This window comes from Noviherbaspirillum pedocola (assembly GCF_016632335.1).
GTDB lineage: Bacteria > Pseudomonadota > Gammaproteobacteria > Burkholderiales > Burkholderiaceae_D > Noviherbaspirillum_A > Noviherbaspirillum_A pedocola.
In genome coordinates, this window is the sequence record NZ_JAEPBG010000002.1 from 634,542 (window position 1) to 657,403 (window position 22,862).

Genomic DNA, 22,862 nt, shown 5'->3' on the forward strand with positions numbered 1-22,862 from the left:
TTTGGACGCGCACCGCGGCTTCTCGTATGGCGCGCCTTACCTCGGCAGTTCGCGCTCCTGCAGCGACAGCGCAGACCCTCAGTCAATGCGCACAGCGTTTCAGGAACGTCGTACGGTTTCGCTGCCACATTCCGAATACAGCAAACCAGGCTCAATACAACGCTGATGCGGCAGCAGCTTGAGGTCGGCTACCCAAGGGCAAATATGCTCGAAACGGTAGATCTTGCCGTCGATGTGCGCATATCGATAAATCGTCGCGCCGCCATAGCTGCCGATCGGTTCACTGAACGACTCGACACGAGCCCGAACGAACGGGCGACTGCGGGCGACGGCTGATTTCCTGCCAGCGCGTGAACGCTCGATGTCGGACTCGAGTTTGCCCATGGTGTCCTTCAGTACCCACAGGAAGAAGATCAAGCCTGCCCACAGCAGTAACTCGACCATGACCGCATCCATATATCCTCCAGAACCTTTCCATGTATTCGACAGATCAGGCTCCGGAAGATTGCGTCACACGCTCGCTTCAAATCAATACGAATGTCGTTCCAGCCTGATTTCCTGCAGTATCGTCGCGGCAATTTCCTCGATCGACTTCGTCGTCGAGGACATCCAGCGTATTCCTTCCCGTCGCATCATCGTTTCCGCCTCATTGATTTCGTAGCGGCAATTTTCCAGGGCGGCGTATTTGCTGCCTGGCCGACGTTCGTTGCGCACTTCAGCAAGACGTTCCGGAGCAATCGACAAGCCGAATATCTTGTTCTTGTATTGCGCCAGGGTGCCGGGCAGCTTGCCGCGCTGGAAGTCTTCGGGAATCAGCGGGTAATTCGCTGCCTTGATGCCGTACTGCATGGCCAGGTAAAGGCTGGTCGGCGTCTTGCCCGAGCGGGATACGCCGACAAGAATCACATCGGCCAGCGCCAGGTTCTTGTCCGACTGTCCATCGTCATGCGCCAGCGAGAAATTGATCGCCTCGATGCGGTTCTTGTATTCGTCGGAGTCGGCGATGTTGTGGCTGCGGCCGATGGTGTGGCTCGACTTGATGCCCAGCTCCTGCTCGAGCGGCTCGACGAAGGTATGGATCAGGTCCATGTGCATGCCGCTGGAGCGGCGCACCACAGCCGACAGGTCGGCCTTGACCAGGGTGGAAAAAACGATTGGACGCTTGCCGTCCTGGACACAGGACTCGTTGATGCGGCGTACCGCGTCATAAGCCTTCTCAAGCGTGTCGATGAAGGGCAGGCGAATTTGCTTGAAGCGCAACTCGAATTGGGTCAGCACGGAATGCCCGAAGGTCTCGGCGGTAATGCCCGTGCCGTCGGAAACAAAAAACACCGTGCGTTCGGCGGCAGGAAGAGAAGAAGAAGCGGGATCGCGCATTGGACTGGCCGGAGAATGGAGTTGATTACGGAACAAAAAGTTGTGGAATTGTACAAGGCAAATCTTGACGGCGCCTGTAGAATGTCGGGCAAATGAAAACCGCCCAAACCGATCGAAGAATAGCAAAAACCCCTGCCACGGGCGGCGCACTTACCGATTTCTTATCATCACCTTTGAGGTTCACATGTCCAATGCAGCAAACACGGGGGGCTCCCAGGAGGCCACCTACGTAGCATCGTTCGAAAATCTGCGGATGAGCGATGTTGAATCGGTCGGCGGCAAGAATGCGTCGCTGGGCGAAATGATTAGCCAGCTGGCTAGTGCAGGCGTGCGCGTTCCTGGTGGTTTTGCAACCACCGCGCAGGCTTTCCGTGACTTTCTTTCCTACAGCGAGCAAGGCGGTCAGTCGCTGGCGCAACGCATCGAAAACCGCCTCGCGGATCTGAACGTCGACGACGTGCGCGCCCTGGCCCAGGCCGGCGCAGAAATCCGCCAGTGGATCATCGACACGCCTTTCCAGCCGCGTCTGCAACAGGAAATCACCACGTTCTACGAGCGCCTGGTTGCCGATTCCGCGGCTGAGGTGTCCTTCGCCGTGCGCTCGTCGGCCACCGCGGAAGATCTTCCCGATGCTTCCTTCGCCGGACAACAGGAAACCTTCTTGAACGTCGTCGGCATCGACAATGTGCTGGAAGCGATGAAGCATGTATTCGCTTCGCTGTATAACGATCGCGCCATTTCCTATCGCGTTCACAAGGGCTTTACCCATGCCGAAGTGGCGCTGTCCGCTGGCGTGCAACGCATGGTGCGCTCGGACGTCGGCGCTGCCGGCGTGATGTTCACCATGGATACCGAATCGGGTTTCCGCGATGTGGTGTTCATCACCTCGAGCTATGGCCTCGGCGAAACCGTGGTGCAGGGCGCGGTCAACCCGGACGAGTTCTATGTGCACAAGCCGATGCTCGAGCAGGGCAAGCTGCCTATCATCCGCCGCAACATCGGCAGCAAGCTGATCAAGATGGAATTCACCGGCGAAGCCAAGGCTGGCCGCTCGGTGCGGACTATCGATGTGCCTATCGAACTGCGCAACCGTTATTCGCTCAATGATGAGGAAATCATCGAATTGGCGAAATATGCAGTGATCATCGAAAAGCACTACGGCCGCCCGATGGATATCGAGTGGGGCAAGGATGGCCGCGACGGCAAGCTGTATATCCTGCAGGCGCGCCCGGAAACGGTGAAGTCGCAGCAGCATGGCGATCAGGCGCAGCAGCGCTATCGCTTGAAGAGCAGCGGCTCGGTGCTGACCTCCGGCCGCGCGATCGGCCAGAAGATCGGCGCGGGCCCGGTGCGCGTGATCAAGGATCCGTCCGAGATGGAACGCGTGCAGCCCGGCGACGTGCTGGTTGCCGACATGACCGACCCGAACTGGGAGCCGGTGATGAAGCGCGCCGCCGCCATCGTCACCAACCGCGGTGGCCGCACCTGCCACGCGGCGATCATCGCCCGTGAGCTTGGCGTGCCCGCGGTGGTCGGCTGCGGCGATGCCACCGAGGTGCTGAAGGATGGCACGCTGGTCACCGTGTCCTGCTCGGAAGGCGATGAGGGCCGCATCTATGACGGCTTGCTGGAAACCGAAGTCACCGAAGTCAGCCGCGGCGAACTGCCGGAAATCCCGCTGAAGATCACGATGAACATCGGCAATCCGCAGCTGGCCTTCGAATTCCAGGCAATTCCGAACCATGGTGTTGGCCTGGCGCGTCTGGAATTCATCATCAACAACAATATCGGCGTGCATCCGAAGGCGATCATCGAGTACCCGAACATCGACCAGGATTTGAAAAAGGCAGTGGAATCGGTCGCGCGCGGTCATGCTTCGCCGAAGGCGTTCTACGTCGACAAGCTGGCCGAAGGCGTGGCGACCATCGCCGCCGCATTCTGGCCGAAGCCGGTGATCGTTCGTCTGTCCGATTTCAAATCGAACGAGTACAAGAAGCTCATCGGTGGTTCGCGCTACGAGCCGGACGAGGAAAACCCGATGCTCGGTTTCCGTGGTGCCGCGCGTTATCTCGCAGCCGACTTCGCCGAAGCCTTCCAGATGGAATGCCAGGCAATGAAGCGGGTGCGTGATGAGATGGGCCTGACCAATGTCGAGATCATGGTGCCTTTCGTGCGTACGCTCGGCCAGGCAAAGAAGGTCATCGATCTGCTGGCGCAGAACGGCCTGAAGCGTGGCGAAAACGGCCTGCGTCTGATCATGATGTGCGAAGTGCCGTCGAATGCAATTCTGGCCGAGCAATTCCTCGAATACTTCGATGGTTTCTCGATCGGTTCGAACGATTTGACCCAGCTTACCCTGGGCCTGGACCGCGATTCGGGCATGGAATTGCTGGCAGCGGATTTCGACGAGCGCGATCCGGCAGTAACCGCGATGTTGTCCCGTGCGATCAATGCCTGCCGCGCACAGGGCAAGTATGTCGGCATCTGCGGTCAGGGTCCTTCCGACCATCCGGACTTCGCCGAGTGGCTGATGGAGCAAGGTATTGGCTCGCTGTCGCTGAACCCGGACTCGGTGATCGATACGTGGCAAACGCTGGCGCAACGCAAAAAGTAAGGCGTTGCGATCATGGAACAGTGTGTTCGAAATTTGTGTGAAGAGTTTGGATAGCGCAATTTTTCGGATACACTGCCCAGCACTGAAGCCGCAGAACAATTAACAATAACAGTTCTTGCTGTTCCTTCTAGCCCCTGCCACCTTGCGTCGCCGGGGCTTTTGTTTTGGAGGCGGGAAATGAGTGACTGGATCGTCTGGATTGCATTGGCCGCCGCGCTGGTCATCCTGGAAATCTTCAGCGGCACCTTTTATCTCTTGATGGTCGCGCTTGGCGCGCTTGCCGGCGCAGCCGCAGCATGGGCCGGCGCCGGTATGGAAGCGCAACTGGTGCTCGCAGGCCTGGTAGGCAGCGCCGCCACCTTGCTGCTGCATCGGATGCGCCGCGGCCGACCGCGTCCGGACCGTAATCCTGATCTCAACCTCGATATTGGCCAGACTGTCGATGTATCGCACTGGCAGGCCGGTGTCGCCCGTGTCAGCTATCGCGGCGCCTTGTGGGACGTGGAACTGGCGTCGGGCGCGGAAGCGCGTCCGGGCCGCTTCGTGATTCGCGAAGTCCATGGAAGTCGTCTCGTCGTATCCAATGAAACTCACTAACAGGGAGCAGTCATGGAACTCAGCATCGGCACGATCGCGCTCATCATTTTCATTCTGGCCGTGGTCTTCATCGGCAAGACGATACAGGTGGTTCCGCAGCAGCATGCCTGGGTCGTCGAGCGCCTCGGCAAATACCATGCGATTCTCGGCCCCGGATTGAATATCGTCGTGCCGTTCATCGACCGCATCGCATACAAGCATCTGCTCAAGGAGATACCGCTGGATGTGCCGCCGCAGGTCTGCATCACCAAGGACAACACGCAATTGCAGGTGGATGGCATTCTGTACTTCCAGGTGACCGACCCGATGCGCGCCTCCTACGGTTCTTCGAATTACGTCGCCGCGATTACGCAACTGGCGCAAACGACCTTGCGCTCGGTGATCGGTCGAATGGAGCTTGATAAAACCTTCGAGGAGCGCGACCACATCAATACTGCCATCGTCAATGCGATCGATGAATCGGCCACCAACTGGGGCGTGAAGGTACTGCGCTATGAGATCAAGGATCTGACGCCGCCCAAGGAAATCCTGCATGCGATGCAGGCGCAGATAACCGCCGAGCGCGAGAAGCGGGCGCTGATCGCCGCATCAGAAGGCCGGCGTCAGGAACAGATCAATATCGCCGCTGGCGAGCGCGAAGCGGCGATCGCGAAATCCGAAGGTGAAAAGCAGGCGGCAATCAATCGGGCACAGGGGCAGGCCGCCGCGATCATTGCCATTGCCCAGGCGACTGCCGATGCCTTGCGCCAGACAGCATCCGCGATCCGCGAACCGGGCGGCGCGGACGCGGTGAACCTGAAGGTGGCCGAGCAGTATGTCAACGCATTTGCGAACCTGGCAAAGACCAATAACAGCCTGGTGGTGCCGGCCGATGTCAGCAACCTGTCCGGCATGATTGCCACCGCCTTGCAGGTGGTGAAGTCGCAATCGCGCGAAACACCACGCTGATCAGGTTGCGGCGCTTGCGCCTGCCGCACGCGGCCTCAACGCACCTCACTGCAACTGGCCGCGACCCAGCGGCCGCTGATATCGGCCCCTTCATTGACCGGCTGCCCATCGAAGGTGCCCGAGAAGCTGGTGCGGCCGGTGAAGCTTTCCGGGTTCTGCAGCAACGCATCGGTATGACCGGTGCCGCGCACACGGTCGCCGCTGCAGCGAATCTCGGCGCTGAGACGGTTGCCTTCACGCCGCGCATCGCTGCTGCTGCAACCCGATTCCGCCTGATAGGCATTCGGCAGCCGGTTACTTCTTGCCATCTCGGGCGTGACGCAGATGCGCGAGGAAGCCGCGCCATTTTCGATGCGAGGCAGCTTGAAGCCGTGTTCGCTGGCCAGTGCGCGCAATTGGTCCATCCTCTCCGGCGGCAATGCGGGAATCATGGAAAGCAGACCCGAGTTTGCCCTGACTTCCCAGAGGCCTGGCTTGATGGCGATGTTTTTCTCTGCGAAAGCCGCAGCCGGTGCGCCCAGCGCGATCGCAAGCAGCGCTGCTGAAAAAGCTGGTGTCGAACGTCTCAATCCTTGCTCCCTTGTTCATTTCGATATCAGGTTCTGATAGCCCGCCGCCTGATGGGTTCCGTAAAGCCTGAGGGCGTAAAGTAATGTAAAACCATTTCCCGCCCGCAAGCGACGCCAAGATCACCGTGTTAGACTGAGGCCGCCTTTTTTCCGGCCCGGATTGCCGATGGCCGAAGCATCAAAACCGCAGGCTCAGCGCGGTTCAGAAAGACTGGTATGGACACCCGATCCCGCGATCCCCAAACTCCCCCAAAGACGACAACTTCCCGACCGCGCCGCCTGCTCGGCAGCGTGATTGCCATTCTCGTGTTGCTTGCGCTTGCCGCGCTGGCCTGGCATCTCACTCACAAGCAAGAGCCGACTGCCGGCGCGCGCCCCGGCGCGCCTGGCGCACCCGGCGGCCGCGGCATGCCGGTGACCACCGTTGGCGTCGGCGCCGCCGAGCAGGTGGCGCTGCCGGTGACGCTGGATGCGATCGGCACCGTCACGCCGCCGGCCACCGTGACGGTTCGGCCGCAGGTGTCTGGCGTGATGCAGCAGGTACTGTTCACCGAAGGACAGGAAGTGAAGGCTGGCCAGGTGCTGGCGCTGATCGATCCGCGCCAGTTCGAAATGGCCTTGATGCAGGCCACCGGCCAGCGGCAGAAGGATGAAGCGCAGCTCGAGAATGCGCGTCTGACGCTGCAACGCTATCAGACGCTGCTCGCGCAGGATTCGATTGCGCGCCAGGATGTCGACACCCAGGCCGCGCTGGTGCGTCAGCTCGAAGGCACGGTGGTCGCCGACCGTGCCGCCGAAGGCACGGCCAAGCTCAATCTCGGCTACACCAAGGTCATGTCCCCGATCAGCGGCCGGGTCGGCCTGCGCAATGTGGATGTCGGCAATATCGTCAGCGGCAGCGATGCCAATGGCATCGCCGTGGTCACCCAGATCGCGCCTATCGATGTGGTGTTTGCCATTCCGCAGGATCGGGTGCCGGAACTGCGGCAGGACGCGCGCGGCGGCATGCATGTCACCGCGCTGGACCGCACCCGCAACACCGTGCTGGCCGAAGGCGGCTTCCACGCGCTGGACAACCAGGTCGATGTGCAGACCGGCACTGTCAAAGCCAAGGCGCGCTTCACCAATGAACAGCGCACGCTGTTTCCGAACCAGTTCGTCAATGTGCGGCTGTTGCTGCGCACGATACCGGAAGCGCTGACCGTGCCGGTCAATGCACTGCGCCATGGCAGCAATGGCGATTATGTGTATGTGCTCAATGCGCAGGAGCGCACCGTCGCCTTTCGCAAGGTCACGACCGGCCTGGCGACGGTAGACCGCGTGCAGATCGTGTCCGGTCTCGAAGCCGGTGAAAAGGTCATCACCGAGGGCGCCGACCGCCTGAAGGATGGCGACAAGGTAGCGCTGCCGGCCGATCGTCCGGCCACACCGCAAGGCACGGGCGGGCAGCGTCGACGCCAGGGCGGTGCGGCCGGGCAGGGCGCAGGCAAGCGCGGCCACGGTGGCGACGCCGCGGCTGCCAATGCCGGCTCGAACAATGCCGACGCCAGCGGCAATACGACCGCTTCGACCGCGGCTGCCGGCAACGGCAGCACTTCCGCGCCGGGCGGAAACTCGGTCACCCCCGCCGCGGCCGACAAGGGCGGTACGTCCGCCATGCCGTCGCGCCCACGCAGCGCCGGCGCCAGCGGCCAGGAGCGCTGAAGCGCATGGCCATGGGTCCATCCACGCCGTTCATCCGGCGTCCTGTCGCGACTTCGCTCCTGATGCTGGCCATCGTGCTGGCCGGCATCATGGGTTTCCGCTTTCTGCCGCTGTCGGCGCTGCCGCAGGTCGACTTCCCGACGATACAGGTGCAGACGCTGTACCCGGGCGCGAGTCCCGAGGTGATGAGCCAGACCGTGACCGCGCCGCTGGAGCGTCAATTCGGCCAGATGGCGGGACTCACGCGCATGAGCTCCACCAGCGCCGCCGGCGTGTCGGTAATCACGCTGCAGTTCGATCTGAGCCTGGCCCTCGATGTGGCGGAACAGGAAGTGCAGGCGGCGATCAATGCCGGCTCCTCGCTGCTGCCGGCCGATCTGCCGGCGCCGCCGGTGTATGCGAAGGTCAATCCGGCGGACGCGCCGGTGCTGACGCTGGCCATCACGTCGGACACGCTGCCAATGACCGAAGTGCAGAACCTGGTCAACACCCGTCTGGCATTGAAGATCAGCCAGGTCGCCGGCGTAGGCCTGGTGAGCCTGTCCGGCGGCCAGCGCCCGGCGGTGCGCATCCAGGCCGACAGCTCGCAGCTCGCGTCCTACGGACTAGGCCTGGACACGCTGCGCTCGGCGATCTCGGCTGCGAATGCCAACAGCGCCAAGGGCAGCTTCGATGGCCCGACGCGCGCCTACACCATCAATGCCAACGACCAGCTGCTGACCGCCGACGACTACAGCAACCTGATCATTGCCTATCGCAACGGCGCGCCGGTACGCCTGAAGAACGTGGCCCGCGTCGTCGACAGCGCCGAGAACGTCAAGCTCGGCGCCTGGGCCAATACCAAGCCGGCGATCATCCTGAATGTGCAGCGCCAGCCGGGCGCGAACGTGATCGCTACCGTCGATGCGATCAAGCGCCGCCTGCCGGAGCTGCAGGCGGGACTGCCGAATTCGCTGCATGTCGATGTGCTGTCCGACCGCACCACCGGCATCCGCGCGTCGGTCGAGCATGTGGAAATCGAACTGGTGCTGGCGGTCGTGCTGGTGGTGCTGGTGATCTTCGCTTTCCTCAACAGCCTGCGCGCGACCATCATCGCCAGCCTGGCCGTGCCGATCTCGCTGATCGGCAGCTGCGGCGTGATGTACCTGCTCGGCTACAGCCTGAACAACCTGTCGCTGATGGCCCTGACGATTGCCACCGGCTTCGTCGTCGACGACGCCATCGTGATGATCGAGAACATCGCGCGCTACATCGAAGAAGGCGAGACGCCGATGGCCGCGGCCCTGAAGGGCGCGTCGCAGATCGGCTTCACCATCATCTCGCTCACGGTGTCGCTGATCGCGGTGCTGATTCCGCTGCTGTTCATGGGCGATGTCGTCGGCCGGCTGTTCCGTGAGTTCGCGGTGACGCTGTCGATCACGATCCTGATCTCGGCCGTGGTGTCGCTGACGCTGGTGCCGATGATGTCCGGCCGCTGGCTCAAAGCCCATCACACTGAGCGCAGCGACAGGCCTGAAGGCCGGGTGCAGCGCTTTTTCTCCGGCGTGATGCATCGCTACGATGGTTCGCTGCAATGGGTGCTCGAGCATCAGCCGCTGACCCTCATCGTGGCACTGGCCACGCTGGCGCTGACGGCGATCCTGTACATCGTGATTCCGAAGGGCCTGTTCCCGGTGCAGGACACCGGCCAGCTGCAGGCGCGGGTGCAGGCGGCGCAGTCGGTGTCATATGAAAAGATGGCCGAACTGCAGCAGGCAACCGCGCGCGCCATCCTCGAGGACCCGGATGTGGCCGGCCTGGCATCCTTCGTCGGCGTCGACGCCGCTAACACTACGATGCTGCATGCCGGACGCATGCTGATCAACCTCAAGCCTGGTCATCGCAATCAGAACGACATCATGGAAAGCCTGCGCCAGCGCGCGCAGCGCATCGCCGGCGTGATTCTGCTGCTGCAACCGACGCAGGACCTGACCATCGATGCCGAAACCGGGCCGACGCAATATCGCGTCTCGATCGAGGGTGTAAGGAGCGCTGTCGTCAATGAATGGGCGAACCGGCTCGCGCAGCGCCTGGGCACGGTGCCGCAGGTACGCAACGTGGTCTCGGACGCCGGCGCCACCGGGCTGGCGGCAGTGGTCGACATCGATCGCGATACCGCGTCGCGGCTGTCGATTACCGCTGCATCCATTGACGACGCGCTGTACAGCGCCTTCGGCCAGCGTATCGTCTCCACCATCTTCACCGAGACCAACCAGTACCGGGTCATTCTCGAAGCGCAGCAGGACGGCCTGGACACGCCGCAGGAGCTTGGCAACCTGCAGTTGAAAAGCGGCTCGGGCAAGGCCACGCCGCTGTCGGCCGTGGCGCAGGTCAGGCAGGAACAGGCGCCGCTGCAGATTACCCATGTGGCGCAGTATCCGGCCACGACGCTGGGCTTCGACACCGCGCCCGGCGTATCGCTGGGCCGCGCGGTGGACGCGATCCGATCCGCGGCGAAGGACATCGGCCTGCCGGCCTCGGTGACGATGAGCTTTCTCGGCGCGGCCGGCGCCTACCAGGCTTCGCTGTCGAACCAGCTATGGCTGATCCTGGCGGCGGTGGTCTGCGTCTACATCGTGCTCGGCGTGCTGTATGAAAGCTATGTGCATCCGCTGACGATCCTGTCGACGCTGCCGTCGGCCGGCGTCGGCGCGCTGCTGGCCTTGATGATTTCAGGCCAGGAGTTGGGCGTGATCGGCATCATCGGCATCATCCTGCTGATCGGCATCGTCAAGAAGAACGCGATCATGATGATCGACTTCGCCATCGACGCCGAGCGCAACGATGGCATGGCGCCGCGCGATGCGATCCACCAGGCGGCGCTCCTGCGCTTCCGTCCGATCCTGATGACCACGCTGGCCGCGCTGTTCGCCGCGGTGCCGCTGATGTTTGGCTGGGGCGAGGGCGCCGAGCTGCGCCGGCCGCTGGGCCTGTCCATCTTCGGCGGCCTGATCGTCAGCCAGTTGCTCACGCTGTACACCACGCCGGTGATTTACCTTGCCTTCGACCGGCTGGGCGCAGGGCGGCGTCGCGCCGACATGCCGGGGGCGGGGTCAGAAGGAGCGGACGCGTGAATCTGTCCGCTCCGTTCGTGCGGCGGCCGATCGCCACGGTGCTGTTGACCATTGGTCTGGCGTTAGCCGGCATCGCCGCCTTTCTGGTGCTGCCGGTATCGCCGCTGCCGCAAGTCGATTTCCCGGTCATCTCGGTCAGCGCCAGCCTGCCCGGCGCCAGCCCGGAAACCATGGCCACCAGCGTGGCCACGCCGCTGGAGCGGCGGCTCGGCGTCATTGCCGGCGTCAATGAAATGACGTCCACCAGCGGCAACGGCTCGACCCGCATCAACCTGCAGTTCGATCTGTCGCGCAAAATCGATGCCGCCGCGCGCGAGGTGCAGGCCGCGATCAATGCCTCACGCGTCGACCTGCCGGCCACGCTGCGCAGCAATCCGACCTACCGCAAGGCCAATCCCGCCGATGCGCCGGTGATGATCCTGGCGCTGACCTCCAGCACCCGCACGCCGGGGCAGATGTATGACGAAGTCTCGAACGTGGTGCAGCAGCGGCTGTCGCAGGTCAGGGGCGTGGGCGATGTCGAGATCGGCGGCGGCTCGCTGCCCGCCGTGCGCGTGGAACTGCTGCCTTTCGCGCTGAACCGTCTTGGCGTATCCATGGAAGATGCGCGCGCCGCCATCCAGGCCAGCAATGCCAACCGCCCGAAAGGCGAGCTCGAAGGCGAAGGCCGCCGGCTGCAGATCTACACCCGCTCGTCAGCGACCAATGGGCGCAATGCCTCGGACTACAAGGGCCTCATCGTCGGCTGGCGCAACAATGCGCCGGTGCGGCTCCAGGACGTGGCGCGGGTCACCGACGGCGTCGAAAACAGCCGTACCCTCGGCCTGTTCAATGGCAAGCCGGCGATCATCGTGCTCATCACCAAGCAACCGGATGCCAACGTGATCAGCACGGTTGACGGCATCCGCGCACTGATTCCCGAGCTGCAGGCGCAGCTGCCGCCCGACGTGACGCTGCAGGTCGCCAGCGACCGTACGATTTCGATCCGTTCGGCGCTGCATGAAATCGAATTGACGCTGGTGATCGCGGTGCTGCTCGTGGTGCTGGTGGTCGGGCTGTTCCTGCGCAACCTGCGCGCGACCATCGTTCCGACGGTAGCCACCGTGGTGTCGCTGCTGGGCACCTTCGGCGTGATGTACTTCCTCGGCTTTTCGCTGAACAACCTGTCGCTGATGGCGCTGACGGTAGCCACCGGCTTCGTCGTCGACGATGCCATCGTGGTGCTGGAAAACACCAGCCGCCACATCGAGGCCGGCATGAATCGCTTTCAGGCGGCGATGCTGGGCGCGCGCGAGGTCGGCTTCACCGTGCTGTCGATCAGCCTGTCGCTGGTGGCGGTGTTCATTCCACTCCTGTTCATGGGCGGGCAGGTCGGACGATTGTTTCGCGAGTTCGCGGTCACGCTGTCGGCCGCGGTGCTGATCTCGCTGGTGATTTCGCTGACTACCACGCCGATGATGTGCGCCTGGCTGCTGAAGTCCGGCCATGCCGAGCGGCCGCCGGGCCGCATCGCGCGCTGGCTCGAACGCGGCTTCTCCGCCATGCAGCGCGGTTACGAGATTTCGCTGGACTGGGCGCTGTCCGCGCGCTGGCTGGTGCTGTTCATCCTGGTTGCCGTGATCGGCCTGAACGTCTATCTGTTCAAGGCCGCGCCCAAGGGTTTCTTCCCGACGCAGGACACCGGACAGATCAGCGGCGGCGTGCGCGCCGACCAGAGCATTTCCTTCGAAGCGATGCAGGGCAAGCTGCGCGAACTGGTCGACGTCATCAAGCGCGACCCGGCAGTCGACACCGTGGTCGGTTTCACCGGCGGGTCTCGCGCCGGCGGCGGCTTCATGTTCATCAATCTGAAGCCGCCAAACCAGCGCGATGTGCGTGGACAGGCCGTGATCAACCGCCTGCGGCCGCAACTGGCGAAGGTCACCGGTGTGCGCCTGTTCCTGAACCCGGTGCAGGACTTGCGCATGGGTGGGCGCTCCAGCAATTCGACCTATCAATACACCTTGAAAGGCGAGAACGCCGCCGAGCTGAAACGCTGGGCGACGCGGCTGGCCGATGCGATGCGCAGCCGTGCCGAGTTGACCGATATCGACACCGATCAGGAGGAAAACGGCGTCGAGACCTTCGTCACCGTCGACCGCGACACCGCGGCCAAGCTCGGCGTGAATGCGCGCGATGTTGACAATGCGCTCTACAACAGCTTCGGCCAGCGCCAGGTTGCCACCATCTACGATGAGCTGAACCAGTACCACGTGATCATGGAGGTCGCGCCACGCTACGCGAAGAGCCCGGAATCGCTGCGCGACCTGTATGTGCCGGCGCGCGGCGCGGCGGCCAGCTTCGCATCCACGTCTTCGCTGGGCGCCGGCGCCAACACCGCGGCCAGCACCGCCCTTGCCAGCACTGCGACTTCCGCTACCGGCAGCACGACCGGCACATCGAGCGCGGCAGGCGCATCCACCGGGACGACTGCCACGGCCGGTACGAGCGGCGCCGTGACCACCGCCAGCAGCGGCAGCGCCGCATCCAGCGTGATCAATCCGGCGCTGCGCGACCAGTCCAGCGGCTCGGCGCTTTCCACGACGCCAACGAAGCTGGTGCCGCTATCCGCCTTCGCGCAGTTCGCGGAGCGGGCCACGGCGACGTCGGTCAGCCACCAGGATGCCGAGCTGGCCACGACCATTTCCTTCAACCTCGCCGACGGCGTGCCGCTGTCCACCGGCCAGGATGCGGTGCGTCAGGCCGAGGCCGACATCGGCATGCCGACCACGGTGCGCGGCAGCTTCGAAGGCACCGCGCGCGGCGCGCAGGATACGCAGAACCAGCAGCCGCTACTGATCCTGGCAGCGCTGGTGGTGATCTACATCGTGCTCGGCGTGCTGTATGAAAGCCTGGTGCATCCGCTGACCGTGCTGTCGACGCTGCCGTCGGCCGGCGTCGGCGCGGTGCTGGCGCTGCTGATGTTCAACATGGACTTTTCCATCATTGCGTTGATCGGCGTGTTTCTGCTGATCGGCATCGTGAAGAAGAACGCGATTTTGATCATCGACTTCGCGCTCGAAGCCGAGCGTTCGCGCGGCTTGTCTGCGGTCGAAGCGGTGCGTGAAGCCTGCCTGCTGCGCTTTCGTCCGATCCTGATGACGACGATGGCCGCGGCCCTGGGCGCGCTGCCGCTGGCCATCGGCTTCGGCGAAGGCTCGGAGTTGCGCCAGCCGCTGGGCGTGGCCATCATCGGCGGGCTCATTGCCAGCCAGGTGCTGACGCTGTTGACCACGCCAGTGGTCTATCTCTTCCTCGACAAGCTGCGCCGCCGCAGCGACGACGAGCGTCTGCTGGCGCGCGTGGCTGAACCCGATCCTTCCCATTCCTCCTGATTCCTTCTGATTTCTTCCGATGCGCCAGATCCTTCGTTCCCGCACCCATCGAACATTGCGCACCGTGCTTGTCGCGGCCTTGTTGGCACCGCTCGCCGGCTGCGTACTCGGCCCCCGTTATGAAACACCGCAGGTGAGCACGCCGGCACAGTTCAAGGAAGCGGGCGACTGGGTACTGGCCACGCCGGCCGACGACGCCGCGCGCGGTGCATGGTGGCGCGTGTTTGGCGATCCGGTGCTCGATGCGTTGGCGGCACAGGTTGCGGTATCGAACCAGAACGTGGCCGCGGCAGCCGCAGCGTATGACCAGGCGCGCTCGCTGGTACGGCAGCAGCGCGCCTCGCTGTTCCCGGTGGTGACGCTCGATGGCGCCGCCAATCGCAGCAGCAGCGGCACGGGCAGCGGCGGCACCATCGCTTCCCGTATTGGCAATACCTATCAGGTCTCGATGGGCGCGAGCTGGGAACCGGATGTCTGGGGACGCTTGCGCCTCGGCGTTGCCGGCGCAAGCGCCAGTGCCCAGGCCAGCGCGGCCGATCTCGCTTCGGCGCAGCTGTCGGCGCAGGGCGAACTCGTGGTCGATTACCTGAACCTGCGAGAGGCCGATGTGCAATCGCAGCTGCTGGCCGAAACCATCGCTGCCTATCAGCGCGCGCTCCAGATCGCGCAGAACCGCTACGCTGCGGGCATCGCTCCGAAAACCGATGTGCTGCAGGCGCAAACGCAGCTGGCCAATGCCCAGGCCGACTTGGTCGCGTTGCAGCAGAACCGCGCGCAATACGAGCATGCCATCGCGGTCCTGATCGGTAAGCCGCCGGCCGAGTTCACGCTGGAATCGGTCGTCTGGCAGCCGACGGTGCCGCAGGTGCCGCTGATGTTGCCGGCCATGCTGCTGGAGCGTCGCCCCGACATCGCCGCCGCCGAGCGCTCGGTGGCCGCGGCCAACGCGCAGATCGGCATTGCGCAGGCGGGTTATTTCCCGAGCATCGGCTTGTCGGGTTCGTATGGCACGAACGGTAGCCGGGTGGCGGATCTGTTCTCGACCTCGGCCGCGGGCTGGTCGCTCGGCGCCTCGCTGGCGCAACGCATCTTCGATGCCGGCGCAGTCAGCGCACAGGTGGCTTCGGCACGCGCCGCGCAGCGGCGCGCCGCCGCAATCTATCGGCAAACCGTATTGACGGCCTTCCAGGATGTCGAAGACCAGTTGTCGGCGAACCGCATCCTGGAAAAGCAGCTCGATCTGCGCCGCACTGCGTCCGAGGCCGCGAACCAGGCCGAGCAGCAGGTGCTGAACCGTTACAAGGCGGGGCAGGTGGCTTATACGGACGTCATTACCGCGCAGACCACGGCGTTGTCGGCACGTCGCACGCTGGCGCAGCTGCAGGCGAACCGGCAGAGCGCGGCGGTTGCGTTGATACAGGCCCTGGGTGGCGGATGGCAGGGGTTGGGTGTGGCGGGCGAGTGAAGTGGGCTTCGGCAAGTCCGGGTAAGCCGGACGTGGCGCAGCATCACCGCATGCGATAGGCCGAAGCCACTGGCCGTACGGAAGGCTGGATGCCGCCCAAGGCTGGATGCTGAACGGTCGACGGTTCGGATTTTCCGGAAGGGGAAGGATCTTTGTTTTACCGAATGCGAATCGTTCTGCGTGGAGAAGCACAAAGCGCCGCAATTTTGCGGTCAATGAAGCGCATCCATCCCGTTCAAGGAGAACCCTGCCATGTTCACGAGTCCTGTAACCGGTCTAACCTCACATCCTGACGCACGGCCCCACGACGCCGGAAGTACAGCAGGCAACTCGCGGCCTGCCTGCAAGCCGCCAGGTCTGCGACAGAGTCATGCCCGTGGAATGTGTAGCGATGCACCGGAAGCGGTAGATCCCAAGGCGATGAGCAAGACAGGAGCCATTGCGCTCGTCAGTAGAAACCGAAGCGCACCGTGCGCAGCGTCTGCGATTGAGGGGCCGGACAAGGCGTCCACTTCTGCGCCGGATCAAGACCGGCAATCCCATGCCAACAAGGCGACGGATTTGAATCGGCGACATGTCGGGCGCTTTCTTTCGCCGGTGAAAAAGGCGATTCGCCACTTTTCAGGCACGGCGATCGGCGCGGCAATCAAGCAGAACCTGGATAACTCGGATCTTGCGCACAGGATGTCGTTTGAAGACATCAGGCGTTGTCTGGATTCGTATCCGATCGATAGTGAGCGAGTGGAGGACATGATCCGCACGCTCACGATCCCGGCGCGGGACTACGGCGGCGTGCTGAAAGGCGATCGGCAATATTACGACTACGTCAAGGCCAATACCCAAAACAAGCGCAAGGGCAAGCAAAAGGAGCACACGAAGGCGGTTCTGGCGGAACTTCTCAATTCCAGTCCCTTCAATCTGCGCCCGGGCAACAGCGCCGAGAACCGATCCCTAGGCAAGGCTTTCGATCCGAATCTTGACAAGACTGGGAAAAAGACTCCGCTGTCTCAAAGCATCGACGACTTGGGAAAGAAGCACACCGGCATCCTTTCGCCGGCCAAGGACTTTAATGCCGGAATCAATCGCCGGCCCGACAACGTAGACCAGGATGCAACTCCCGAGCACAGAAGCTCCACATCGTTGACGCGGGAAGCGGAAGGGCACTTTGAAAAAAGTCTGTTATCAGCTTTTGGCGGGGCGAAAATGCGCAAGTATCCTGATTCGCAGCCTTTTAGCAGTCTTGCGTCGCGCTGCTGACTGAACAGGCGGGCCGGATGGCAAATCGGATCACAGGTTCGGTGAGCATACTTGCCCGCACCCGTCGCTGCAGCACGTCTGCTGCAGCTGTGCTCGACAATCCGCTGCGCAACCTGGGTTGAGCTTGCGCTGCGAGGCCCAAGTTCGTGACGCTTGTCACGCTTCGCAAACGCAGGCTAGATCAACTCCAATCGTCGTTCGATACGCTGCACCCGCTCCGCCAGCTTTTCCATTGCGATCTGCTGAAGAGCCGCGTCCTCATGGAGATGCAGGTGACTGCGGCGCAGGTCGACGACCGAGTTGTCGATGCTCACCATTCTCTGACGCATATCGGAAATGTCGGATCTGACGTCGGCAAGCGCGGCCCGCATGGCCTTGAGGTGTTCAAGGATCAGATTGTCCGTATGCATGTTTCCTCCCGTATTGGCACTCCTGGCCGTGGAGCGATGGGTAGGCAAATCTTGCCGGGCCGACGCGCGAGCCTACCGCAAAAGTCGACCGAATGGTGAAATATTGTGTCTAGAGCGTATTCGCCCTGCCCAGCCTCACGATGCCGGCCGCATTGCCGCCGGCACGGCGTTGCGCCTCCTCGCCGTACTGCCGGTACGGCTCGTCGCCGCGCCTTGTTCCGACGAGAATGCGCCTCGGCCTCGCTGAGTCCAGTCAGGGCGAATACGCTCTAGTGAGGCGTCACATTGCTGACCACAAACCCGCTCGCCGGCAATGCCGGCACGCGGCCGAGATCGATCCAGAAATTCTGTCGCGGCACTTCGCAGCGCATCGACGAAACATACAGGCCCAGCAGCGTCTTGATGATGCCGATCGTGATCCATTCGCCGGGGCAGCGGTGGTTCGTGTGGAAGTCGCCGCCTCCCGAGGGAATGAGCGTGTGGGCATTGCCCTGCCATCCCGTAAAGCGTTCCGGCCGGAAGCGGTTTGGCTGCTCCCACAGGCGCGGATCGTGGTTGGTGCCGTACAGGTCCAGCAGTACCCAGTCGCCCTCGTCGAAGCGATGGCCGCGCCACTCGAAAGGCGCAAGCGCCACGCCGCCCATGGCCGGAATGAAGGGATAGAAGCGTCGCACTTCCTGAACCACCTCGAGCGCCGCATCGCCACCCGCGGCCACGGCGTCCCGGTATTGCGGATGCTGATGCAGGGCCAATGCGCCGAAGGCGAGATAGCGTGCCACGGCAATTGTCGGCCGCAGAAAATTGATCAGTTCAACCGCGCCGACTTCCGCGGACATTTCCTCGCCGTCCGCGTCCCTATGCGTAGCGATCACATCCAGCGCGCTGCCAGCCGGCGGATCGATCCGGTTCGCACGCACATCCTCGATCAGGCCGCTCGCCCAGCGCTCGGTGCGGTGGCGCAGGATCATGCCGCGCCAGTTGCGCGGTCCGACGCTGGCCGAGCCCTCGATCATCGCGGCAAATTCCTCGGTGCGCGTTTCGACCTCGTCGTCCGACATGTCGATGCCGACCCACTCGGCAGCCGCGCGACACAGCACGCGCTGCGCTTCGTCATGCAGCACCACGCTGTCGGCATCAATCCAGCGGTGCAGGCGCGTGTGCCAGGCATCAGTGACGAGCTCGTACAGCTGCTGCATGTGCTCCGGCGTCATCAGCGACATATACATCGCCTTGCGCACGCGGTGCGCTTCGCCGTCGAGCGTCATGACGCTGCCATAGTCCTGCAGCAGCATCACCGTGGTCGGCGGCAGCGCGCCGCGACGGGTAAAGCGTCCGGGCTCGTAAAACATGCGCGCGGCATCTTCGCCCATCACGCAGGTGGCGCGCCTGGCCATCAGCGTGGCCTGAAACACATCGCTGCCATGGCGCTGGAAGCGATTGGGCATGTAGCGATAGCCTTCGGCCAGCAGCGACGCCGACTGGTCAAAGCCGGATTCCTGTGGAAACTCGGTGGCGGCGACCAGAGGACCAGTCACCGCCACCATCGAGGTGCGGGGCGCGCTCATTGCGCTTTGGATGGCGGGGAATTCCTGTCCTCGGGCACATCGTTGTGCCGGGTGTCGCGATTGACGCGGTGCGGCTGGCTGGTGACGTCATCGCCCTCGTTGGGTGGATCCATGTGCTGATCGCCGGATTGCTTGCGGCGGGATTCTTCGCTGCCGGTGGTTTGGCCGCGTTCCCGGTTCGGATGCCTGGTTTCCATGTAGAGCTCCATCTTCGCGATTGTCGAAAGGACTGGTTAGAACGCGGGGTTTGGCCAGAGTTCGCCCGGTCATTCGGCATGCCCCCGGTTCGCGCAAGCTCGGAGAACTCCTACGCGCATTGGCCCTGTCTTCCGACAGACCCGGGACGCCGGGCTGCCTATCATCGCTGAGAGAGGTCGCCGCCATGCACAGGTGCGGCGTCGAAAAGCATGGCAATCGAGGAGAGTGACATGGATGAACCGAAGAGCGTGCCGCCGCAGGTGCAGGATCAGCAGCCCGGCAGCCAGAAGCAAATGACGCCGCAGCCGGCCACCGAAGCACCAGGCGTGAAAGGTAGCGGCAAATTGCAGGACCAGGTCGCGGTCATCACCGGCGGCGACTCCGGCATCGGCCGCGCGGTGGCAGTGCAATATGCCCGGGAAGGCGCGGATATCGCCGTCCTGTATCTGAACGAGCATGACGATGCGAAGGAGACGGTGCGGCTGGTAGAGGCCGAGGGCCGGCGCTGTATCGCCATCGCTGGCGATGTCGGCGATGAAGGCTTTTGCCGCAAGGCGGTAGGAGATGCGGTGGCTCAGCTCGGTCGGCTCGATATTCTCGTGAACAATGCCGCCGAGCAGCATCCACAGGAATCGATCACCGACATCAGCGCCGAGCAGCTCGAGCGCACCTTCCGCACCAACATCTTTGGCCAGTTCTACATGGTCAAGGCGGTGCTGCCGCATATGAAGAAGGGCGCGCGCATTATCAACACCGCTTCGGTGACCGCCTATCGCGGCAGCCCGCAACTGCTCGACTATTCCTCGACCAAGGGCGCGATCGTTGCCTTCACGCGCTCGCTGGCGCAATCGCTGATCAAGGACGGAATACATGTGAACGGCGTCGCCCCAGGACCGATCTGGACGCCGCTGATACCCTCGACCTTCTCCGAGGAGAAAGTGGAAAGCTTCGGCTCCAGTGTGCCGATGGGCCGTCCCGGGCAGCCCGAGGAAGTTGCACCCTGCTATGTCTTCCTTGCCTGGGAAGGCTGCAGCTACATGGCTGGTCAGATCCTGCATCCGAACGGCGGCGAAATCATCAACGGATGATCAGCGGTTTCTTGAGCGTCGATCGCACTCCCATGCCGCCGGGAAAGGGTTCGACACGGCATAAACCGTTCTTTACAATCCGGGGCGCTAATGTGTACCCGCGTGGCCGATGCCTGGGCCAACGGGACAACCCACTCCGGAGACCGCCATCAATTCCGTTTCTTCCAATAAAGCCGACTCCTTCCCGCCGCTGTGGCTGGTATGGCTGGCGGCTGTCGTTTTCATCTTCGCCGGGCTGGGCGGTCCGGGCATCCTGAACAATAACGAAGGGCTGTACGCCGAGATTCCGCGCGAGATGCTGGCCTCGCATGACTGGCGTTTCTGGATCATTCCGCATCTGAATGGCTTGCCTTACATGGAAAAGCCGCCGCTGTTGTACTGGCTGACGGCAGCGTCGTTCGCGCTGTTCGGCATTTCCGAATGGTCGGCGCGCCTGGTGCCGGCGCTGTCGGCGCTTGCCTGCGTGGGCACGCTGCTGTGGTTCGGCCGTGCTGTTGGACGGCCGCGTGCAGGCCGCCTGGGCGCGCTGATGTTCATTAGCGGTCTGGGCGTAGCATTGATGTCGCGGCTGCTGATGTTTGACATGCTGCTGACCGCGCTGGTAACCGCTGCCTTCTGCTGCAGTTATCGCTACCTTATCGAAGGCCGGCCGGCCTTGCTGCGCTGGGCGATGGCATGGCTGGCGCTGGCGATTCTGGCCAAGGGATTGCTCGGCGTACTGCTGTTTCCAATGGTGATGCTGGTCTTCCTTGCGAGCATCCATGGTCTTGGCCAGCGCTTCTGGCGGGCTGCGGCAAGCATGTTGCGGCCGGATGCATTACTGGTGTTTTTCGTGATTGCAGCGCCCTGGCACATCGCCGCCTCGCTGACCGAGCCGATCTTCGCCTGGTTCTATTTCATCAACGAGCATGTGCTGCGCTTTCTGGGTCGGCGCGAGCCGCACGATTACTACAGTGGCCCGTGGTGGTACTACCTGCCACGCATGATGCTTTACCTGTTTCCATGGTCGCTGTTCCTGTTCGGTTTGTTGGCCCGGCAGCAGCCGGAGGCCGCGGCGTCCAGCGCGACCCTGCGCCGTTTTCTGCTGCTCGACTGGCTGTTGCCACTGCTGTTCTTCTCGGTGTCGCGTGCGAAGGCGAATTACTACCTGGTCGCGGTGATGCCTTTCGCCGCGATGCATCTGGCGCTTGCGCTGGAGAACCGCGGCCTCGAGCGGCCATCGCTGCGTTCCTGGCCGGGGTATGCGGTTGCCATCCTCGGCGCGCTGCTGTGCATCATCGCTTCATTGCGCCATGACGACCCGCATAGCCCGGTGCAGTTTCTGCATCTTAGTCAGAAGTCGCTGCTCATCGCGGTCTTTGCAGCGATTGCTGTTGCCGGGCTGTCCTGCGCGCTGCTTGCGCGGCACACCCGGGCCGGGCTGGGCGCGTATCTGGCGCTGCCGGCGGCGCTGGGTGTGTTCGCCTATTTCCTGCTCATGGCAATGCAGCCGCAGGTCACTGCCAAGGACACGGCGTTGTGGCTGGAGCAGGAAGCGCGCGGTCGGGAAATCTATCTTTACCGTAATTTCGAAGAGATCTCTTCGCTGCCGTTTTACCTGAAGAAGCCGCTGCCGATTGTCGACGCCCGCAGCAATGACCTGTACTGGGGCAATCGGCTCAAGGCCAACAGGATCATGCTCAGCGATGCGCAATTCGGGCAGGCGCTCGAACGCGGCGCGAAGATTGCGATCGTCGTGATGGATTCCCAGCTCGCGGATTTCCGCGCGCGCGCCTGGGCTTCCGGGCTGCGCGAGGTGCGACGCAGCGGTCAGCTGACGGTGTTCATGAATTGAAAAAGCCCAGCCGTGCCCGGTCGAGTCTCAGGAGGCGGTGCCGTTTTGCGCGTCGGATGGCGCCATCGTGGACCAGGGCGCGGCATCGAATTCGAATGCGTCATCCTCGAAGACGGAATTCAGTCGCCACAGCACTCGGCGGCGCGATACCGCTAGCGTCCACGACTCGGTCAGATCCGGCTGGTTTGCAGCAAAGGCTTCGTGACTAAGCACGGCCGCGCATACGCCGGCGCCTGGATCGCGTATTGATTCATACAGGATGATCTGTACGCCCGTCTCGCGCGCCGACCTGGCGAACGCTTGACAGGCTGAATAGTCGAGTGGATCACCCCATCGCGCTCGCTGTGCATCGTGCGGCGGTAGCCTCAGGTCGACCGCCGTGCCGGCGACGGGCGTGCGAAACAGGGTTTGTGCCATCGGCGGCATCGTCTCGAGCGCCGGGCTGTCGTTCAAAAAGCGCCAGCGCCAGTAGCCCAGTTCGGCGCAGGCGGTGCGGCGCTCCTCGGCGCCGTAAAACACACCGGGATCCGCTGGTGCGCGAAAGCGCGAACCCGAAGGCAGCGGCGGATAACGGAACGGGGTAAACAGCAGCCAGTGCAATTGACGCGGCGAAGCGGGCAGCGGTGGCTTGGAGGCATCGAGTATCGCTTCCAGCAGCGCCTGTTCATCGAGGGTGTCGACCAGCAACATGGTCGAGGCGCGGTGCTGTGCTTCGACCGCGCGCCACAGGCTGGTGGCCATGCTGCGCG

17 protein-coding genes are annotated in these 22,862 nt (G+C 63.2%); 10 read left to right on the plus strand and 7 right to left on the minus strand.

Translation table 11 applies throughout. From position 1 onward, the window contains the following. Positions 1–99: 99 nt before the first annotated feature. Complete coding sequence (locus JJB74_RS08055; protein ID WP_200591290.1) at positions 100–456, minus strand: hypothetical protein; 357 nt, start codon at positions 454–456, stop codon at positions 100–102. A 72-nt stretch (positions 457–528) separates the two neighbouring features. Then, the gene (gene ppsR, locus JJB74_RS08060) at positions 529–1,377 is read right to left on the minus strand and encodes a posphoenolpyruvate synthetase regulatory kinase/phosphorylase PpsR (protein ID WP_200591291.1); all 849 of its coding nucleotides are present in this window, start codon (positions 1,375–1,377) and stop codon (positions 529–531) included. Between the two features lie 184 nt (positions 1,378–1,561). On the opposite strand from ppsR, the gene ppsA reads away from it, so the two are divergent. The 3 genes from ppsA (at position 1,562) to JJB74_RS08075 (ending at position 5,536) form a co-directional block, all read left to right on the plus strand. After that, positions 1,562–3,991: a phosphoenolpyruvate synthase gene (gene ppsA, locus JJB74_RS08065; RefSeq protein ID WP_200591292.1), complete on the plus strand. Its 2,430-nt coding sequence runs from the start codon at positions 1,562–1,564 to the stop codon at positions 3,989–3,991. A 177-nt stretch (positions 3,992–4,168) separates the two neighbouring features. Beyond that, positions 4,169–4,588, plus strand: a complete 420-nt coding sequence (locus tag JJB74_RS08070) for an NfeD family protein (RefSeq protein ID WP_200591293.1) — start codon at positions 4,169–4,171, stop codon at positions 4,586–4,588. A 12-nt stretch (positions 4,589–4,600) separates the two neighbouring features. After that, positions 4,601–5,536 (plus strand): SPFH domain-containing protein, encoded by a 936-nt coding sequence (locus JJB74_RS08075; RefSeq protein ID WP_200591294.1) that lies wholly within the window; start codon positions 4,601–4,603, stop codon positions 5,534–5,536. A 35-nt stretch (positions 5,537–5,571) separates the two neighbouring features. Here the strand turns inward: JJB74_RS08075 and JJB74_RS08080 are convergent, their stop codons facing one another. Next, complete coding sequence (locus tag JJB74_RS08080) at positions 5,572–6,105, minus strand: DUF3617 domain-containing protein (protein WP_200591295.1); 534 nt, start codon at positions 6,103–6,105, stop codon at positions 5,572–5,574. Positions 6,106–6,321: 216 nt separating this feature from the next. Between JJB74_RS08080 and JJB74_RS08085 the strand changes: the two genes are divergently transcribed. The 5 genes from JJB74_RS08085 (at position 6,322) to JJB74_RS08105 (ending at position 17,018) form a co-directional block, all read left to right on the plus strand. After that, on the plus strand, positions 6,322–7,809 hold the full coding sequence (locus tag JJB74_RS08085; protein ID WP_200591296.1) for an efflux RND transporter periplasmic adaptor subunit: 1,488 nt from the start codon (positions 6,322–6,324) through the stop codon (positions 7,807–7,809). Positions 7,810–7,820: 11 nt separating this feature from the next. Next, positions 7,821–10,922, plus strand: a complete 3,102-nt coding sequence (locus JJB74_RS08090; RefSeq protein ID WP_200591398.1) for an efflux RND transporter permease subunit — start codon at positions 7,821–7,823, stop codon at positions 10,920–10,922. Then, positions 10,919–14,296 carry an efflux RND transporter permease subunit gene (locus JJB74_RS08095; RefSeq protein ID WP_200591297.1) on the plus strand — a complete coding sequence of 1,126 codons (3,378 nt, stop codon included), beginning with the start codon at positions 10,919–10,921 and terminating at the stop codon, positions 14,294–14,296. Before JJB74_RS08090 ends, JJB74_RS08095 begins: the two co-directional genes overlap by 4 nt. Positions 14,297–14,315: 19 nt before the next feature. Continuing rightward, entirely contained in the window at positions 14,316–15,761 is a 1,446-nt protein-coding gene (locus JJB74_RS08100; RefSeq protein WP_200591298.1) for an efflux transporter outer membrane subunit, read from the plus strand. A 420-nt stretch (positions 15,762–16,181) separates the two neighbouring features. Further along, on the plus strand, positions 16,182–17,018 hold the full coding sequence (locus JJB74_RS08105; protein WP_200591299.1) for a hypothetical protein: 837 nt from the start codon (positions 16,182–16,184) through the stop codon (positions 17,016–17,018). A gap of 176 nt (positions 17,019–17,194) precedes the next feature. On the opposite strand, the gene JJB74_RS08110 is transcribed toward JJB74_RS08105, so the two are convergent. From JJB74_RS08110 to JJB74_RS08120, 3 genes are all read right to left on the minus strand, one after another. Then, complete coding sequence (locus JJB74_RS08110; RefSeq protein WP_200591300.1) at positions 17,195–17,428, minus strand: hypothetical protein; 234 nt, start codon at positions 17,426–17,428, stop codon at positions 17,195–17,197. 269 nt (positions 17,429–17,697) lie between these two features. Then, complete coding sequence (locus tag JJB74_RS08115; protein ID WP_234484025.1) at positions 17,698–18,993, minus strand: cytochrome P450; 1,296 nt, start codon at positions 18,991–18,993, stop codon at positions 17,698–17,700. Further along, a complete protein-coding gene (locus JJB74_RS08120) occupies positions 18,990–19,190 on the minus strand; it encodes a hypothetical protein (protein ID WP_200591301.1) in 201 nt (66 codons plus the stop codon). Before JJB74_RS08120 ends, JJB74_RS08115 begins: the two co-directional genes overlap by 4 nt. Before the next feature lie 231 nt (positions 19,191–19,421). Between JJB74_RS08120 and JJB74_RS08125 the strand changes: the two genes are divergently transcribed. Continuing rightward, positions 19,422–20,279: an SDR family oxidoreductase gene (locus JJB74_RS08125; RefSeq protein WP_200591302.1), complete on the plus strand. Its 858-nt coding sequence runs from the start codon at positions 19,422–19,424 to the stop codon at positions 20,277–20,279. A gap of 109 nt (positions 20,280–20,388) precedes the next feature. Continuing rightward, positions 20,389–22,113, plus strand: coding sequence for an ArnT family glycosyltransferase (locus JJB74_RS08130; RefSeq protein ID WP_200591303.1), 1,725 nt, complete (start codon positions 20,389–20,391; stop codon positions 22,111–22,113). Positions 22,114–22,140: 27 nt separating this feature from the next. Here the strand turns inward: JJB74_RS08130 and JJB74_RS08135 are convergent, their stop codons facing one another. Beyond that, positions 22,141–22,854 carry an RES family NAD+ phosphorylase gene (locus JJB74_RS08135; protein WP_234484026.1) on the minus strand — a complete coding sequence of 238 codons (714 nt, stop codon included), beginning with the start codon at positions 22,852–22,854 and terminating at the stop codon, positions 22,141–22,143. Between the last annotated feature and the right edge of the window lie 8 nt (positions 22,855–22,862).